This window comes from Agromyces sp. G08B096, from assembly GCF_040267705.1.
Classification (GTDB): domain Bacteria; phylum Actinomycetota; class Actinomycetes; order Actinomycetales; family Microbacteriaceae; genus Agromyces.
Map to the genome: position 1 here is coordinate 1,693,285 of NZ_CP158374.1, position 14,053 is coordinate 1,707,337.

Here is a 14,053-nt window from a genome sequence, read left to right on the forward strand (position 1 = left end):
TGCCGCCGCTTATCCCGGCGCGCACGCACAGTTTTCTGGCAGACGACCCTCCTTCCCGCTGGGGTCTCGCGCAGTGACATCCCCATCAGACAGACGGAGCCCCGGCTCCCCAGAGATAGGTACGAGTAGTGGTTTACGCAGTAGTGCGCGCCGGCGGCCGGCAGGAGAAGGTCGAGGTCGGCACCATCGTGACGATGGACCGCATCAAGGCCGACAAGGACGGCAAGGTCCAGCTGACCCCGGTCCTCCTCGTCGACGGCGACAAGATCACCTCCGACGCCAAGTCGCTCGCGAAGGTCACGGTCACGGCTGAGGTCCTCGGCGACCTCCGCGGCCCGAAGATCGTGATCCAGAAGTTCAAGAACAAGACCGGCTACAAGAAGCGCCAGGGCCACCGTCAGGAGCTCACGCGCGTCAAGGTCACCGGCATCAAGTAACGCGGCTCGCAAGGAGAGACTGACATGGCACACAAAAAGGGAGCGAGCTCCACTCGCAACGGTCGTGACTCGAACGCCCAGCGCCTCGGCGTGAAGCGCTTCGGCGGCCAGGTCGTCAAGGCCGGCGAGATCCTCGTCCGCCAGCGCGGCACCCACTTCCACCCGGGTGCGGGTGTCGGTCGCGGTGGCGACGACACGCTGTTCGCGCTCGAGGCCGGCGCGGTCGAGTTCGGCGCCAAGGGCGGCCGCAAGGTCGTCAACATCGTGACGGTCGGCGAATAGCCGATCGATCGATCTCGTGAGGGCGGGCTTCGGCTCGCCCTCACGTGTTTCTGCAGAGGTACGAGAGGGGAGGGCACGGCATGGTCAGCTTCGTCGATGAGGTCCGGTTGTTCGTCAAGGCCGGGCACGGAGGCAACGGCTGCGTGTCGGTGCGCCGCGAGAAGTTCAAGCCGCTCGCCGGCCCCGACGGCGGCAACGGGGGCGACGGCGGCGACATCGTGCTCGTCGCCGACCCGCAGGTCACCACGCTCCTCGCGTACCACGGTCGCCCGCACCGCACGTCGCCGAACGGCCAGCCCGGCATGGGCGATAACCGTTCGGGCTCGACCGGTGAGGACGTCGAGCTGCCGGTGCCGGTCGGCACGGTCGTGAAGGACGAGCAGGGCAACGAGCTCGCCGACCTCACCGAACCCGGCATGCGGTTCATCGTCGCTCCCGGCGGACAGGGCGGTCTCGGCAACGCCGCGCTCGCCTCCACCAAGCGGAAGGCCCCCGGCTTCGCGCTGCTCGGCACTCCCGGGTTCGAGGGCGAGGTGACGCTCGAGCTGAAGACCATCGCCGACGTCGCCCTCGTCGGATTCCCGTCCGCCGGCAAGTCGAGCCTCATCGCGGCCATGTCCGCCGCACGCCCGAAGATCGCGGACTACCCGTTCACGACCCTGCACCCGAACCTCGGCGTCGTCGAAGCGGGGGAGCACCGGTTCACCGTCGCCGACGTGCCGGGGCTCATCGAGGGCGCGAGCGAGGGCAAGGGGCTCGGGCTCGAGTTCCTCCGACACGTCGAGCGGTGCTCGGCGCTGCTGCACGTGCTCGACTGCGCGACGCTCGAGCCCGGGCGCGACCCGATCAGCGACCTCGACGTGATCCTCGCCGAGCTCGCCGCGTACCCCGTGCCCGACGGGCAGGTCCCGCTGCTCGACCGCCCGCAGCTGGTCGCGCTGAACAAGATCGACGTGCCAGAGGCGCGCGAGCTCGCCGACTTCGTGAAGCCCGAACTCGAGGCGCGCGGCTACCGGGTGTTCGAGATCTCGACCGTGAGCCACGAGGGCCTGCGCCCGCTCGGCTTCGCGCTCGGCGAGATCGTCGACGAGGCGCGACGCGACGCGGCAGCCGCGCCGGCAGGCCCGCGGATCATCATGCGCCCGCGACCGGTCGACGAGCAGGACTTCGTGGTGCGCGCCGAGGGCGGCAGCTACGGCACCATCTACCGCGTGCTGGGCGGCAAGCCCGAACGCTGGGTCGCGCAGACCGACTTCACGAACGACGAGGCCGTCGGCTACCTCGCCGACCGTCTCGCCCGCCTCGGCGTCGAGGACGAGCTCGTGCGCGCCGGCGCCGTCGCCGGTTCCACCGTGGTGATCGGCCCGGGGTCGGGCGTCGTCTTCGACTGGGAGCCGACGCTCACCTCGACCGCCGAGCTGATCACGGCACCCCGCGGCGCCGACGTGCGCCTCGACGACAACCGGCGCGCCACGCGCGCCGAGCGCAAGCAGGAGTACCACGAGCGGATGGACGCCAAGGCCGAGGCGCGCGCCGAACTGCGGCGCGAGCGCGAGGCCGGCATCTGGTCCTCCGATGACGAGGAGGAGACCGAGCAGTGACCCCGCTCCGGCGTGCAGACATCCCCACCGCGACGCGCGTCGTCGTGAAGGTCGGCTCTTCGTCGATCAGCGGTGAGCAGGCCGGCCAGATCGGCCCGCTCGTGGATGCGCTCGCGGCCGCGCACGAGCGGGGCGCCGAGGTCGTCCTCGTCTCCTCGGGTGCGATCGCCACCGGCATCCCGTATCTGCGCCTCGACGGCCGCCCGGCCGACCTCGCCACGCAGCAGGCGGCGGCATCCGTCGGCCAGAACGTGCTCATGTACCGCTATCAGGACTCCCTCGACCGGTACGGCATCGTGGCCGGCCAGGTGCTGCTCACCGCCGGCGACCTCGAGAACGCCACGCACCGCTCGAACGCGCAGCGCGCGATGGAGCGCCTGCTCGGCCTGCGGATCCTGCCGATCGTGAACGAGAACGACACGGTCGCCACGCACGAGATCCGGTTCGGCGACAACGACCGGCTCGCGGCCCTCGTGGCCGAGCTCATCGGGGCCGAGCTGCTCGTGCTGCTCTCCGACGTCGACGCCCTCTACACCAAGCCGCCGCATCTGCCGGGTGCCGAGCGCATCGAGACGGTCGCCTACGGCGACGCGCTCGAGGGCGTCGAGATCGGGTCCGCGGGACGCGCCGGCGTCGGCACAGGCGGCGCTGAGACGAAGGTGTCGGCCGCACGCATCGCCGCCGCTGCAGGCACCGGTGTGCTCATCACGGCGACGGCGCTCGTCGCCGACGCTCTGGCGGGGCGTGAGATCGGCACCTGGTTCGAGCCGTCGACCGGGCGTCACACGGGCGAGGGGCACCGCGCGCTCTCCTAAGCTGGAGCCATGGTGCACGCCGACCTCGCCCACGTCCTCGATGCGCGGCTCGCCGCTGCGAAAGAGGCCTCCCGCCGACTCGCCGTCGCCACGACGGCCGAAAAGGATGCCGCGCTCGGCCACGTCGCCCGGCTGCTGCGCGACCGGGCCGCCGAGGTGGTCGCCGCGAACGCCGACGACCTCGCCGCCGGACGCGAAGCGGGGCTCTCCTCCGGCCTGCTCGACCGGCTGCGACTCGACGAGGTCCGCATCGACGCCCTCGCCGCCGCCGTGCTCGACGTGGTCGCGCTCGACGACCCCGTCGGCGAGACCGTCTCAGGCCGATCGCTGCCGAGCGGGGTCCGGATCGATCAGGTGCGCGTCCCCCTCGGCGTCGTGGGCGCGATCTACGAGGCGCGGCCCAACGTCACCGTCGACATCGCCGCGCTGGCGCTGAAGAGCGGCAACGCCGTGGTCCTCCGCGGCGGCACCGCCGCCGAGCGGACGAACGCGGTCCTCGTCGACGTGCTCCGTTCCGCGTACGACGCGGCAGGGCTGCCCGCCGACGCGGTCCAGACCGTCGACGACTACGGCCGCGACGGCGCGCGTCATCTCATGCAGGCACGCGACTACGTCGACGTGCTCATCCCGCGCGGCAGCGCCGGACTCATCCGCGCCGTCGTCGAGGAGGCCAAGGTGCCCGTCATCGAGACCGGCGCGGGCGTCGTGCACATGTTCCTCGACGAGAGCGCCCGTGAAGACTGGGCGGTCGAGCTGGTGCACAACGCCAAGGTGCAGCGGCCCAGCGTCTGCAACGCGCTCGAGACGCTCCTCGTGCACCGGGCGGCCGCCGAGCGGCTCCTGCCCGCCGTGCTCGACCGGCTCGAGGCATCCGGGGTCACGGTCCACGCCGACGAGCGTGTGCGCGCATTCCGGCCCGAGGCGACGCCGGTCACGGAGGAGGACTGGGCGACCGAGCACATGAGCCTCGATCTGTCGGTCGGCATCGTCGACTCGCTCGACGACGCGCTCGCGCACATTCGCCGCTACTCGACGAAGCACACCGAGGCGATCGTGACGAACGACCTCGGCAACGCCGAGCGCTTCCTGAACGAGGTCGACGCCGCCGCGGTGATGGTGAACGCCTCGACGCGATTCACCGACGGCGCCGAATTCGGCTTCGGCGCAGAGGTCGGCATCTCGACGCAGAAGCTGCACGCGCGGGGGCCGATGGGGCTGCCCGAGCTGACCAGCACGAAGTGGATCGTGCGCGGCGCCGGCCACGTCCGCGCATGACCTCGCTAGACTGTCCGTTGCGCGCCGAGAGCACGAGTCCGGCGCGAGAACCGAAAGGAACGGCCGAATGAGCCTGGTGACCGCTGTCCTCGCATCGACTGAGACGGTGAACGCGCGCGAGCTGCCGATGGAGCCGTTCCTCTACGGTCTCGTGGCCGCCGTCATCTTCGCGGTGCTCGGCTTCGTCACCTACTCGTACCGCGACGTCGCCAACCGGCACCGGTTCAAGGCGGAGGCGTACGCCGCGCGCCACGGCGAGGACGAGCACGCGGGCCACTGAGCCGGCGACCGCGATGACGGGCGATGATCGCCGGCCACGGATCGGCGTCATGGGCGGGACGTTCGACCCGATCCATCACGGCCACCTCGTGGCCGCCAGCGAAGTGGCCCAGTCCTTCGGGCTCGACGAGGTGATCTTCGTCCCCACCGGGCGCCCCTCGTACAAAGAAGTGGTGACGCCCGCCGAGCACCGGTACCTGATGACCGTGATCGCGACCGCGTCGAACCCGCGGTTCACGGTGAGCCGGGTCGACATCGACCGGTCGAAGCCGACCTACACGATCGACACGCTGAACGACATCAGACGCGAACGGCCCGACGCGGAGCTCTTCTTCATCACCGGCGCCGACGCGGTGGCGCAGATCCTGTCCTGGCGTGATGTGCACGAGCTCTGGGACCTCGCCCACTTCGTGGCTGTGAGTCGCCCGGGACACGTGCTCAACGTTTCGGGTTTGCCAGAGCAGCACGTAAGCTTGTTGGAGGTTCCGGCACTTGCGATCTCCTCGACCGACTGCCGGAGCAGGGTGCGCCGGGGTTTCCCGGTGTGGTACTTGGTGCCCGATGGGGTCGTCCAGTACATCTCCAAGCACCATCTCTACCGGAGTGTCGAATGACGTCGTCGCAGGAACCGCCGCTCACGCGTCGTGAGTTGCGCGAGCGCGAGCGCCTGCGCGAACAGCAGGCCGAGCAGTCGACGCCCGCGGATGCCTCCGCCCCGAAGTTCCCCGTGAGCCCGGCTCCCGGGCCGCAGTCCGCCCCGCCGGCGTACCCGGGTGCTCCGGCCCCGATGCCCCAGCCGCCTGCGCCGCAGCAGGCTCAGCTTCCGCAGCAGGCTCCCGTCGGGCGTCCGTCGCCCGCGGCGCAGCCGCTGCCGGTTCCGCAGCAGGCTCAGGCTGCTCCCGCTCAGGTTCCGCAGCAGACGCAGGCGCCGCAGCAGGGAACGCCCGGGTTCTCGCCGCGTTCGGCAGGTGCTGCGACGACTGCGCATGGGTCGCCGTTCGGCGGGTCCCTGACCGCGGCTCCGCCGCCGGTCGTGCCGCAGCAGGCGCCGCCTGCGCCCGCCGCGCAGCCCGTGCCCCGGCCGATGCCGCCGCAGCCGCAGGAGCAGCCCGCCTTCGTCCCTCGCGACGCGCCGCAGCCGTGGTCGCGACAGGAGGCCCAGGCTCCGCGACCGGCTCCGGTCTCGGACGACGAGGAGACACCCGAGCGCACGCTCACGCGGCGTGAGCTCCGCGCCTTGATCGACGCCCACCAGGGCGACGCCGACGACGATCTCGGAGATGGTGAGGCGGGCGCGCCCCGCCCGGCGCAGCCCGCGCCGGTCGCCGCTGCGGCGCCCCAGCAGGTGCGCCCGGCGCCGCAGCCGACCGCGGCGCCGCACGCTCCGGTGCGGGCGCCCGCGCCGCACCAGACGACGGAGGCCGTGCTCGCCGACCAGCCCGCGGCAGCCGCGAAGCCGGTCGGGCACTGGACCAGCCAGCTCGACTTGCCCGAAGACCGGCCTGAACCCTACGACCAGCTGCTCTCCCGAGGGGGCGCGGTCTCGCATGGCGTGCCGACGACGACGAACGCGCTGATCCTGCCGAACCTGCCCGACCAGGGTCCGCTCGGCCAGCCGCTGCCTGACGGCGGCGAGATCATCGTGACCGGCTCGATCGACCTGCCGCGCAGCTTCGGTGCGACGGGTGCGCACCCGAGCCACATCGACTCGAGCGACGTCGACCGGCTCTTCGACCAGGTCGAGGACACAGCCGGCACCGGCGCGGCACCCGTCGCGGCCACGCGGGCGATCAGCACGCAGGGCCCCGCGCGTACCATGCTGACGCCCCCGAAGAAGGAGGGCATGAACGCGCCGCTCGTGCTCGCCGTCACCGCGGGAGTGCTCGCGCTGGGCGTCGTCGCGACGCTCGTCATCGGTGCCGTGCTGGGGTTGTTCTGATGCGCACGCCCCTGATGGGTGCGGCGCCGGGCGCGCGGCATCCATTCCCAGCCTCGACGACCGGATGTCCCGGAAGGACCGCATGACCGCCACCTCGCACGCCCTCGACCTCACCGCCGTCGCCGCACGCGCGGCCGACGCGAAGGGCGGCGAAGACCTGGTCGCGCTCGACGTGTCGGGACCGATGCCGTTCGCCGACGTCTTCCTGCTCGTCACCGGAATGAGCGAGCGGAACGTGCTCGCGATCGCCGACGAGGTCGAAGACCGCCTGCTCGAGGCCGGTGCGAAAGCGGCCCGGCGCGAGGGACGCGAGCACGGCCGTTGGGTGCTGCTCGACTTCGGCGATGTCGTCGTGCACGTGTTCCACCGCGAGGACCGGATGTACTACGGGCTCGAACGACTCTGGCTCGACTGCCCCGTGATCGCCGTCGAACCGATGCTCGCAGCCTCCGATTCCGAGGCGCCGCAGTGAGGTCACCTCGATTTCATTTCCAGGCCATCGCTGGTGTAATCTGAATCCGTTGCCCGCGAGAGCGGGAAACACCACGGGTCTGTGGCGCAGCTGGTAGCGCACCTGCATGGCATGCAGGGGGTCAGGGGTTCGAGTCCCCTCAGATCCACCCAATTCACTTCCATCATCACCCCCGTGAGCCCAAGGCTCCTGGGGGTGTTGTGGTCTTCGGGCGTGCGGCCAGCAGCGCCGCGCGCTGGCGCCTCAGACCAATGCGAGCGGATCGATGCCCATCGCACGCAGCACCTCGTAGCCCGCGGCGATCGTCACGTACAGCGCGAGCAGCCCCGCGAACGCCTTCTCCCGCCAGGACCCGGTGTCGCCCAGGATCGGCAGCGCGACGTATCCGTTCACCTGCCAGATGCGGCCGAGTACCGGCAGGTCGGCGAGGATGGCCGGTGGCCGCGGCACCCACGGCCACCAGAGCCCGGGCAGGCCTCCGGTGGTGAGGACGTCGCCCGCGAGGTGCGCGACGTATCCGACGGCCACCGCCCCGGGGAACCACGCGAGCTGCTCGGGCACGACCACGACGATGACGAGGGCGAGCGCCCCACCGGCGAGCCAGGCGGCCGGCCACGTACGGACGAGGTCGCGTGCCTTCACCGCGAAGCAGGTGAGCGCCGCCGTGCCGGCCGCGGCGCCGACGGCGATGTCGCCGATGCCGCCGACGGGAACGATGACGAGGCTGAGCAGCCAGGCGAGCAGCGTCGCGACCGCCACCCCGATCGGGGAGTGCGCACCGTGGCGATGCCCGCCCGAGAGGGTGCCGATGAGCCCGGTCGCGACGCGGCCCAGCACCGGCACCGCCTGAGCCACCGTCGCACGGTGGTGGTCGGCGTCGGGGAGGAGGGCGGCGCCGGCGCAGACGACGGCGCCGGCGAGCACCCCGACGGGGTCGAGCGGTGCGGCGCCGCTCGACAGGATCGGGACGGCACCCGTGATCGCGATCCACGCGGCCGCGCCGCTGATCGCGTGGCTGGTGCCCATCATCGGGCGGCTCCCGTCGGTCGAACGGTGCGGAGGGGACGGACGGTCGCGGGGTGAAGCACGGCGTCGAGCGTATCGGCCACGGACGACGTCGATGTCCGCCCGCCACGAGAGCGGACGCGCCCTCGGGTGCGACCCGTTCGCGCGCGGCCGGCGCGGGCCCCTCCGCCGCGCCGCCCGGCCTCCTTGACCACCCCCCGGACGCGGCACAGAATGGGGTGGTCCGCCTACGGGGGAGCAGGAGGCTCATGTCCGACGCACCGGTCCGACCGACCACCACCACCGACGAGACGACCGTCCTCTTCGAGTCGGCTGCCGACGAGCGGCCGACCGCGCCAGAGGTCGCCGCGCCCGAGCGCGAGGCCGGAACCGGCCGGACGCCGGCGCAGAAGACCGAGTGGAGCCGCGATCTGCGGTTCATGCTCGTGGTGCTCGCCGCGATCGTCGCGCTCTTCCTCGCGTTCGCGCTGCTCATCGCCTTCAGCCCGACGGGTGCGGCGATCAGTGCCCTCGCCGTGATCGCGGCGCCTATCGCGACGATGGTCGCCGCGTACTACGGCATCAGCCTCGCGCTCCGGCAGGTGCGCGACGCCCGCGACGCCGCCGAGGCGGCCGAGACGCGCGCCCGGAACGCCGAGGCTAGCGCCCGAGAGTCCGACGCGTGGGCGGCGCAGATGGAGTCGGGCCTTCGGGTCGCGGTGTCGAAGCTCCGCGGCAGCGGTCAGGACACCCGCGACGTCGAGCGGGCGGCGGGCACGCCCGACGAGTTCTTCTAGGCGTCCGGCGTCGCCCTTCCGCCCAGCGGTCGCGGCTCAGAGGTCGGCGAGCAGCGAGATCGGCCGTTCGATGCATCCGGCCACGAACGTGAGGAACGCGGCCGCCTCGGCGCCGTCGCAGACCCGGTGGTCGAAGGAGAGCGTCAGCTCGGTGACCGTCCGCGGCTCGATGCGTCCGTCGACGACCCACGGTCGTTCGACGAGGCGGCCGATGCCGAGCATCGCGGCTTCGGGGTGGTTGATGATCGCGGCCGAACCGTCGACGCCGAGCGCGCCGTAGTTGTTGAGCGTGAACGTTCCTCCCGTGAGCGCCGCGGGCGGGAACGTCCCGGTGCCCGCCTGCGCTGAGCGCTCGGCCAACCCGTCGCGGAGGGCACGAAGCGAGAGCCGCTCCGCGCCGTGCACGACGGGCACGAGCAGGCCCCGCGGCGTCTGCGTGGCGACGCCGAGGTTCACCGCCCCGTGCAGCACCAGCTCCTCGCGCTCGGCGTCGAAGCTGGCGTTCAGGGCGGGGTGACGGGCGAGCCCGGCGACGGCGATCCGGGCCACCAGCGCGGTCAGCCCGAAGCGCTCTCCGGTGGCGCCCTCGAGTTCGCGGCGGGCAGCAATGAGCGCGCTCGCGTCGACGTCGAGCCAGACAGTCGCCTCGGGGATTTCCCGGCGCGACCTGGAGAACTGCGCCGCGGCCGCGCGCGCATGCCGGTCGAGCGGGACGCGGCGATCCGCCGTGGCCGAGGGCACGGAAGGGGCAGACGGACGCACCGCTGACGTCGGGGCGGCCGCTTGCTCCGTCGTCACCGTCGCCCCACCGGCACGTTCGGCGATCGCGCGCTCGACGTCGCGCCGCAGGACGAGGTGCTCCGGACCGGTGCCGAGCAGCTGAGCCGCATCGAATCCGTGCGATCGAGCGAGACGGCGCACGATGGGCGAGACCACCGGCGAGCAGCGACCCGGCTCGAGGAGGGCCGTCGCCGCAGCGGATGCGCCGGCGGGCCGCTGGTCTCCCTGACCCTCGCGTCCGGCGGTCGGGCCGCCGCGCCGGCCGAAGCGCCCCGCGGTGACGGGTTTCGAGACTCGCGCCGACGCGCGCGTTCCGTAGCCGATCAGCACCGCGCCCGATTCCTCCGAGGCGACCTCGGTCGGCACCGCGATGCCGGGCTCCGCCGCGACCGGCGCCGCGGAGCCCGGTCCGGCGGAAGCAGGCTCGGCTAGCGCCTGAGCGGCTGGGGTCGGGCCGGGGACGGAGGCATCCGTGGTCTCGCGCAGCGTCAGCAGCACGTCGCCGGCGTGCAGCACCTGGCCCACGTCACCGCCCAGCCGCTCGACGACCCCGGCGTGGGGCGAGGGGAGCTGCACGACGGACTTCGCCGACTCGAGCTCGACGACGGGCTGGTCGACGGTGACGGTGTCGCCTGGCGCGACGAGCCAGCCGACGATCTCGGCCTCGGTGAGCCCCTCGCCGAGATCGGGCATCGTGAACGAGCGCGTCATGCGAGATCCCATTCCCAGGTTGCGAGCGCCGCGAGCACCCGGTCGGCGGTCGGCAGCCAGTGCTCCTCGAGCTTCGGAGCGGGGTAGGGCGTGTCGAAGCCCGTGACCCGGAGCACCGGTGCGGCCAGGTGGAAGAAGTTCCGCTCGGTGACCCGGGCGGCGACCTCCGCGCCGTAGCCGCCGAACTGGGCCGCCTCGTGGATGACGGCGGCGCGCGAGGTTTTCCGAACGGAGGCGCCGACGGTCTCGTCGTCGAACGGTGAGAGGCTCCGGAGGTCGACGACCTCGACGGAGAGCCCTTCCTCTACGCCCGCGTCCGCGGCTTCCAGGGCGGTGCGGACGGTCGGTCCGTACGCGATGAGCGTGACATCCGTGCCCTCGCGCACGACCTGCGCGCGATCCATGGGGGCCGTCCGCACGGGCAGCTGCAACTCAGCCTTCGCCCAGTAGCGGCTCTTCGGCTCCATGAAGACGACGGGGTCGTCGCTCTCGATCGCCTCCCTGAGCATGGAGTACGCGTCGGCCGGGTTCGACGGCATGACGACGGTGAGGCCGGGCGTGGCGGTCCAGTACGCCTCCGATGAGTCGGAGTGGTGCTCCACGCCGCCGATCGCGCCGGCGCATGGGATGCGGATGACCATCGGGAGGCTCACTCGCCCCTTCGTGCGGTTGCGCATCTTCGCCACGTGCGAGACGACCTGCTGGAACGCGGGGTATGCGAACGCGTCGAACTGCATCTCGACCACCGGGCGCATGCCGTACATGGCCATGCCGACCGCCGTGCCGACGATGCCGGACTCGGCGAGGGGCGAGTCCCAGACGCGTTCGTCCCCGAAGCTCGCCTGCAGCCCGTCGGTGACCCGGAACACTCCGCCGAGGGGGCCGACGTCCTCGCCGTAGACGACGACGCGGTCGTCGGCGGCCATGGCGTCGCGGAGTGCGGCGTTGAGGGCGCCGGCCATGGTGATGGGCGCGGTCGGCGCGGCATCCGCGACGGATGCCCCCGCCGCGGACGCGGGTTCCGCGACGCGGTCGGTCGACGAGGATCCCGTCGCGGTGGTCATCGTTCCGCCCCCGAAAGCTCGGCGGCGAGGGCCGCCCGCTGCTCCTGCAGCGCCCGGCGCGGGGCCGCGTAGACGTGGTCGAAGAGCTCCAGGGGGTCGAGGTCGGCGTCGACCGACATCGCGTCCCGCGTGAGCGCGGCGAGCTCCTCCGCGGCATCCGCGATCTCGGCCCGCACGGCCTCGGCGAGCGCGCCCTCGGAGACGAGGTACTTCTCGAGGCGCTCGATCGGGTCCCGCCGCTTCCAGTGCTCGACGTCGCGCGATGCCCGATAGCGGGTCGGGTCGTCGGAGTTCGTGTGCGGCTCGATGCGATACGTGACCGCCTCGATCAGGGTCGGCCCGCCGCCCGACCGGGCGCGCTCGACCGCGTCGCGGGTGACGGCGTACACGGCGGCCGCGTCGTTGCCGTCGACCCGGTGCCCCGGCATCCCGTAGCCGACGGCCTTGTCGGCGAAGGAGGCGGCCCTCGTCTGGCGGCTGAGCGGTGTGGAGATGGCGAACTGGTTGTTCTGCACCACGAACACGGTCGGCGTCTGCCAGACCGCCGCGAAGTTGAACGCCTCGTGCGCGTCGCCCTCGCTCGTGGCGCCGTCGCCGAGGAAGGCGAGCGAGACGATCGGCTCGTCGCGGAGCCGGGCGGCGTGTGCGAGACCGACCGCGTGCAGCGCTTGCGTGGCGAGCGGCGTGGCCTGCACCGACGTGCGGTGACGGTGCTGGTCGAACCCGTTGTGCCACTCGCCCCGGAACGAGGTCAGGATGTCGCCCGGCGCGATGCCCCGCGTGAGCAGGGCGATGCTGTCGCGGTAGGTGGGGAACAGCCAGTCGGCGGTCTCCAGGGCCGAGACCGCGCCGATCTCGCACGCCTCCTGGCCGTACGCGGAGGGGTAGGTCGCGAGCCGGCCCTGCTTCGTGAGCGCGGTCACCTGCACGTCGAACCGGCGCGCGACGACCATGCGGCGGTACAGGTCGAGGAGCGTGTCGGCAGCCGGCAGCGCGAACCCGCCCGCTTCCCTGGCCGGGGCGGCGTGACCGGCGTTGTCGAGGAGCCGGAGGGGCTTCTCGGCTGGAAGGGTGCGGGCGGCATGATGCTCGACATTGAGGCTCATGCCTTCATCGTGCGACACCGGCGCGGCCCGGGGGAGTCGTGTCGCGCAAGCGTGAACGAACGGCTGCGCGGGCGGCATCGGTGAGCCGGACGTCCCGCGGCGAACGGCTCAGGTGCGCCAGATGTCCAGGGTCTGCGCCGGGGGACGACCCGGGATCTCGGCGAGGATCAGGTGCGATCGGGTCGAGACGACGCCCGGCAGATCGTGGATGTCTCGCAGGATCGCCTGGCTCAGCTGCTCGTGGTCGGGGGCGCTCACGGTGAGGATGATGTCGATGTCGCCCGACACCGCCTGGACCTTCTCCACGAACGGCAGCGTCGCGAGCTTCCGGGCGATGTCCTCCCACGGCACGTCGCCGATGCGGACGACGACGAGTGCCGAGATGCTGAGCCCGATCGCCTTCCGGTCGATCTGCGCGCCGAAGCCCGTGATGACCCCTCGCTGCTGGAGGTGCAGGAGCCGGTTGTGCGCGGCCGTGCGGGAGATGTGCACCCGCTCGGCGAGTGTGCGCACCGAAAGACGCCCGTCGCGGCTCAGCTCAGCGACGATCCGTCGATCGATGGGGTCGAGCGGCTCCCCCCGGTGCGCATGTTCGGTCATCATCGAATCCTGCTCTCAGGGTAGCGGCTCCGTCGAGTCATGCGCGGATCCAGCTCGCCGAGCCCTCGGCGGCCGCGTCGCGATTCCGGCGCGCCACGCGCCGGAGCGCCTGCCGCATCGGCGCGTGGCGCACGGAGCGGGGGAGCGCGACGCGCGCGGCGCGGAGCGCGGTGTACCAGCCCTCCGCGGCGCGTTCGGCGCGCCGGCTCAGACGGAAGCCGTATCCCGCCCGCACCGGCTCGGGCAGCAGCGCCGCGGTCACGAGCCGCAGCGGCGGCAGGCCGGCCCGCATCCAGATGGGCAGCGGCGGCGTATCGAGGAGGGCGCGCGCGACCTCGCGGGCGTCGCGTCCGACCTCGAGCCGGGGCAGCCGCTCCGCCCACCACGCGTCGAACTCCGCCCGCGTGTCTGGCCACCCGGCCGGCGAGCCCTGCAGGTTGGCGGCGATCGGCCCGTAACCGCGGACGAGCACATCCGCCGTCTCACGCGGGAGTGGACCGGTGAGTCGTTCCTCGAGCGCGAGTCCGACGGCGAGGAGGGTCGACGCGACGTAGCGCTGCGCATCCCGGTCGAACGCGCTGTACCGGCCGCCGGATGCCTCGAGCCGCCCGCGCACCGGGCGGTGCCGGGCGTTCACCTCCCGGGCGGCGGCGCGGGCGAGGTCCTCGTCGCCGAAGCCGACGGCATAGACGTAGTCGAGGGTGCCGCGGAGCCTCGCGAGCGGGTCGTCACGGAAGGCGCTGTGCCTCGCGACACCGCGTGCGACGCGCGGGTCGGCGAGCTGCAGGAGGATTGCGGCCGCGCCGCCCGCGAGCAGCGTGGCGTCGCCGGCGTGGCGACGGAAGATCTCGAGCTCGGCGGCATCCATGTGCACCGTTGTATCGTCCCGC

At 72.5% G+C, this 14,053-nt stretch carries 16 protein-coding genes and 1 tRNA gene; 11 read left to right on the forward strand and 6 right to left on the reverse strand.

What is annotated here, in order from left to right:
- The first annotated feature begins 128 nt into the window (after window positions 1-128).
- The 10 genes from rplU to ABIQ69_RS08225 all read left to right on the forward strand — a co-directional run bounded on the left by rplU (window position 129) and on the right by ABIQ69_RS08225 (window position 7,248).
- Window positions 129-437, forward strand: coding sequence for a 50S ribosomal protein L21 (gene rplU / locus ABIQ69_RS08180; RefSeq protein WP_350349864.1), 309 nt, complete (start codon window positions 129-131; stop codon window positions 435-437).
- Window positions 438-461: 24 nt separating this feature from the next.
- On the forward strand, window positions 462-719 hold the full coding sequence (rpmA, locus tag ABIQ69_RS08185; RefSeq protein ID WP_350349865.1) for a 50S ribosomal protein L27: 258 nt from the start codon (window positions 462-464) through the stop codon (window positions 717-719).
- An 80-nt stretch (window positions 720-799) separates the two neighbouring features.
- On the forward strand, window positions 800-2,320 hold the full coding sequence (gene obgE / locus ABIQ69_RS08190; RefSeq protein WP_350349866.1) for a GTPase ObgE: 1,521 nt from the start codon (window positions 800-802) through the stop codon (window positions 2,318-2,320).
- Complete coding sequence (proB, locus tag ABIQ69_RS08195; protein ID WP_350349867.1) at window positions 2,317-3,135, forward strand: glutamate 5-kinase; 819 nt, start codon at window positions 2,317-2,319, stop codon at window positions 3,133-3,135. The genes obgE and proB overlap by 4 nt, the downstream gene beginning before the upstream one ends.
- A 9-nt stretch (window positions 3,136-3,144) precedes the next feature.
- Window positions 3,145-4,410, forward strand: coding sequence for a glutamate-5-semialdehyde dehydrogenase (locus tag ABIQ69_RS08200; RefSeq protein ID WP_350349868.1), 1,266 nt, complete (start codon window positions 3,145-3,147; stop codon window positions 4,408-4,410).
- Between the two features lie 67 nt (window positions 4,411-4,477).
- Window positions 4,478-4,690, forward strand: a complete 213-nt coding sequence (locus ABIQ69_RS08205; protein WP_350349869.1) for a hypothetical protein — start codon at window positions 4,478-4,480, stop codon at window positions 4,688-4,690.
- 13 nt (window positions 4,691-4,703) lie between these two features.
- Window positions 4,704-5,303, forward strand: coding sequence for a nicotinate-nucleotide adenylyltransferase (gene nadD, locus ABIQ69_RS08210; protein WP_350349870.1), 600 nt, complete (start codon window positions 4,704-4,706; stop codon window positions 5,301-5,303).
- Window positions 5,300-6,628, forward strand: coding sequence for a hypothetical protein (locus ABIQ69_RS08215; RefSeq protein ID WP_350349871.1), 1,329 nt, complete (start codon window positions 5,300-5,302; stop codon window positions 6,626-6,628). Before nadD ends, ABIQ69_RS08215 begins: the two co-directional genes overlap by 4 nt.
- 82 nt (window positions 6,629-6,710) lie before the next feature.
- Window positions 6,711-7,100, forward strand: a complete 390-nt coding sequence (gene rsfS / locus ABIQ69_RS08220) for a ribosome silencing factor (protein ID WP_350349872.1) — start codon at window positions 6,711-6,713, stop codon at window positions 7,098-7,100.
- Between the two features lie 75 nt (window positions 7,101-7,175).
- Window positions 7,176-7,248: transfer RNA gene (locus ABIQ69_RS08225), tRNA-Ala, on the forward strand.
- A 95-nt stretch (window positions 7,249-7,343) separates the two neighbouring features.
- Here ABIQ69_RS08225 and ABIQ69_RS08230 read toward each other — a convergent pair.
- Window positions 7,344-8,129 (reverse strand): metal-dependent hydrolase, encoded by a 786-nt coding sequence (locus ABIQ69_RS08230; protein ID WP_350349873.1) that lies wholly within the window; start codon window positions 8,127-8,129, stop codon window positions 7,344-7,346.
- Window positions 8,130-8,374: 245 nt separating this feature from the next.
- Here ABIQ69_RS08230 and ABIQ69_RS08235 point away from each other — a divergent pair, with 245 nt between their 5' ends.
- Entirely contained in the window at window positions 8,375-8,902 is a 528-nt protein-coding gene (locus tag ABIQ69_RS08235) for a hypothetical protein (RefSeq protein ID WP_350349874.1), read from the forward strand.
- Window positions 8,903-8,938: 36 nt separating this feature from the next.
- Here ABIQ69_RS08235 and ABIQ69_RS08240 read toward each other — a convergent pair whose 3' ends face one another.
- From ABIQ69_RS08240 to ABIQ69_RS08260, 5 genes are all read right to left on the reverse strand, one after another.
- Window positions 8,939-10,393, reverse strand: coding sequence for a dihydrolipoamide acetyltransferase family protein (locus ABIQ69_RS08240; protein ID WP_350349875.1), 1,455 nt, complete (start codon window positions 10,391-10,393; stop codon window positions 8,939-8,941).
- Complete coding sequence (locus ABIQ69_RS08245) at window positions 10,390-11,457, reverse strand: alpha-ketoacid dehydrogenase subunit beta (protein ID WP_350349876.1); 1,068 nt, start codon at window positions 11,455-11,457, stop codon at window positions 10,390-10,392. The genes ABIQ69_RS08240 and ABIQ69_RS08245 overlap by 4 nt, the downstream gene beginning before the upstream one ends.
- Complete coding sequence (gene pdhA / locus ABIQ69_RS08250; protein WP_350349877.1) at window positions 11,454-12,563, reverse strand: pyruvate dehydrogenase (acetyl-transferring) E1 component subunit alpha; 1,110 nt, start codon at window positions 12,561-12,563, stop codon at window positions 11,454-11,456. The genes ABIQ69_RS08245 and pdhA overlap by 4 nt, the downstream gene beginning before the upstream one ends.
- Window positions 12,564-12,671: 108 nt before the next feature.
- Window positions 12,672-13,163 carry an Lrp/AsnC family transcriptional regulator gene (locus ABIQ69_RS08255; RefSeq protein ID WP_350349878.1) on the reverse strand — a complete coding sequence of 164 codons (492 nt, stop codon included), beginning with the start codon at window positions 13,161-13,163 and terminating at the stop codon, window positions 12,672-12,674.
- Window positions 13,164-13,200: 37 nt separating this feature from the next.
- Window positions 13,201-14,031 (reverse strand): oxygenase MpaB family protein, encoded by an 831-nt coding sequence (locus tag ABIQ69_RS08260; RefSeq protein WP_350349879.1) that lies wholly within the window; start codon window positions 14,029-14,031, stop codon window positions 13,201-13,203.
- Between the last annotated feature and the right edge of the window lie 22 nt (window positions 14,032-14,053).

Coding starts and splice junctions, on each gene's coding strand:
- ABIQ69_RS08245 (WP_350349876.1), bottom strand. CDS start 11,457: ATGACCACCGCGACGGGATCCTCGTCGACCGACCGCGTCGCGGAACCC.
- ABIQ69_RS08235 (WP_350349874.1), top strand. CDS start 8,375: ATGTCCGACGCACCGGTCCGACCGACCACCACCACCGACGAGACGACC.
- nadD (WP_350349870.1), top strand. CDS start 4,704: ATGACGGGCGATGATCGCCGGCCACGGATCGGCGTCATGGGCGGGACG.
- pdhA (WP_350349877.1), bottom strand. CDS start 12,563: ATGAGCCTCAATGTCGAGCATCATGCCGCCCGCACCCTTCCAGCCGAG.
- rpmA (WP_350349865.1), top strand. CDS start 462: ATGGCACACAAAAAGGGAGCGAGCTCCACTCGCAACGGTCGTGACTCG.
- ABIQ69_RS08215 (WP_350349871.1), top strand. CDS start 5,300: ATGACGTCGTCGCAGGAACCGCCGCTCACGCGTCGTGAGTTGCGCGAG.
- ABIQ69_RS08260 (WP_350349879.1), bottom strand. CDS start 14,031: ATGGATGCCGCCGAGCTCGAGATCTTCCGTCGCCACGCCGGCGACGCC.
- rsfS (WP_350349872.1), top strand. CDS start 6,711: ATGACCGCCACCTCGCACGCCCTCGACCTCACCGCCGTCGCCGCACGC.
- ABIQ69_RS08200 (WP_350349868.1), top strand. CDS start 3,145: ATGGTGCACGCCGACCTCGCCCACGTCCTCGATGCGCGGCTCGCCGCT.
- ABIQ69_RS08205 (WP_350349869.1), top strand. CDS start 4,478: ATGAGCCTGGTGACCGCTGTCCTCGCATCGACTGAGACGGTGAACGCG.
- ABIQ69_RS08240 (WP_350349875.1), bottom strand. CDS start 10,393: ATGACGCGCTCGTTCACGATGCCCGATCTCGGCGAGGGGCTCACCGAG.
- ABIQ69_RS08230 (WP_350349873.1), bottom strand. CDS start 8,129: ATGATGGGCACCAGCCACGCGATCAGCGGCGCGGCCGCGTGGATCGCG.
- ABIQ69_RS08255 (WP_350349878.1), bottom strand. CDS start 13,163: ATGACCGAACATGCGCACCGGGGGGAGCCGCTCGACCCCATCGATCGA.
- obgE (WP_350349866.1), top strand. CDS start 800: ATGGTCAGCTTCGTCGATGAGGTCCGGTTGTTCGTCAAGGCCGGGCAC.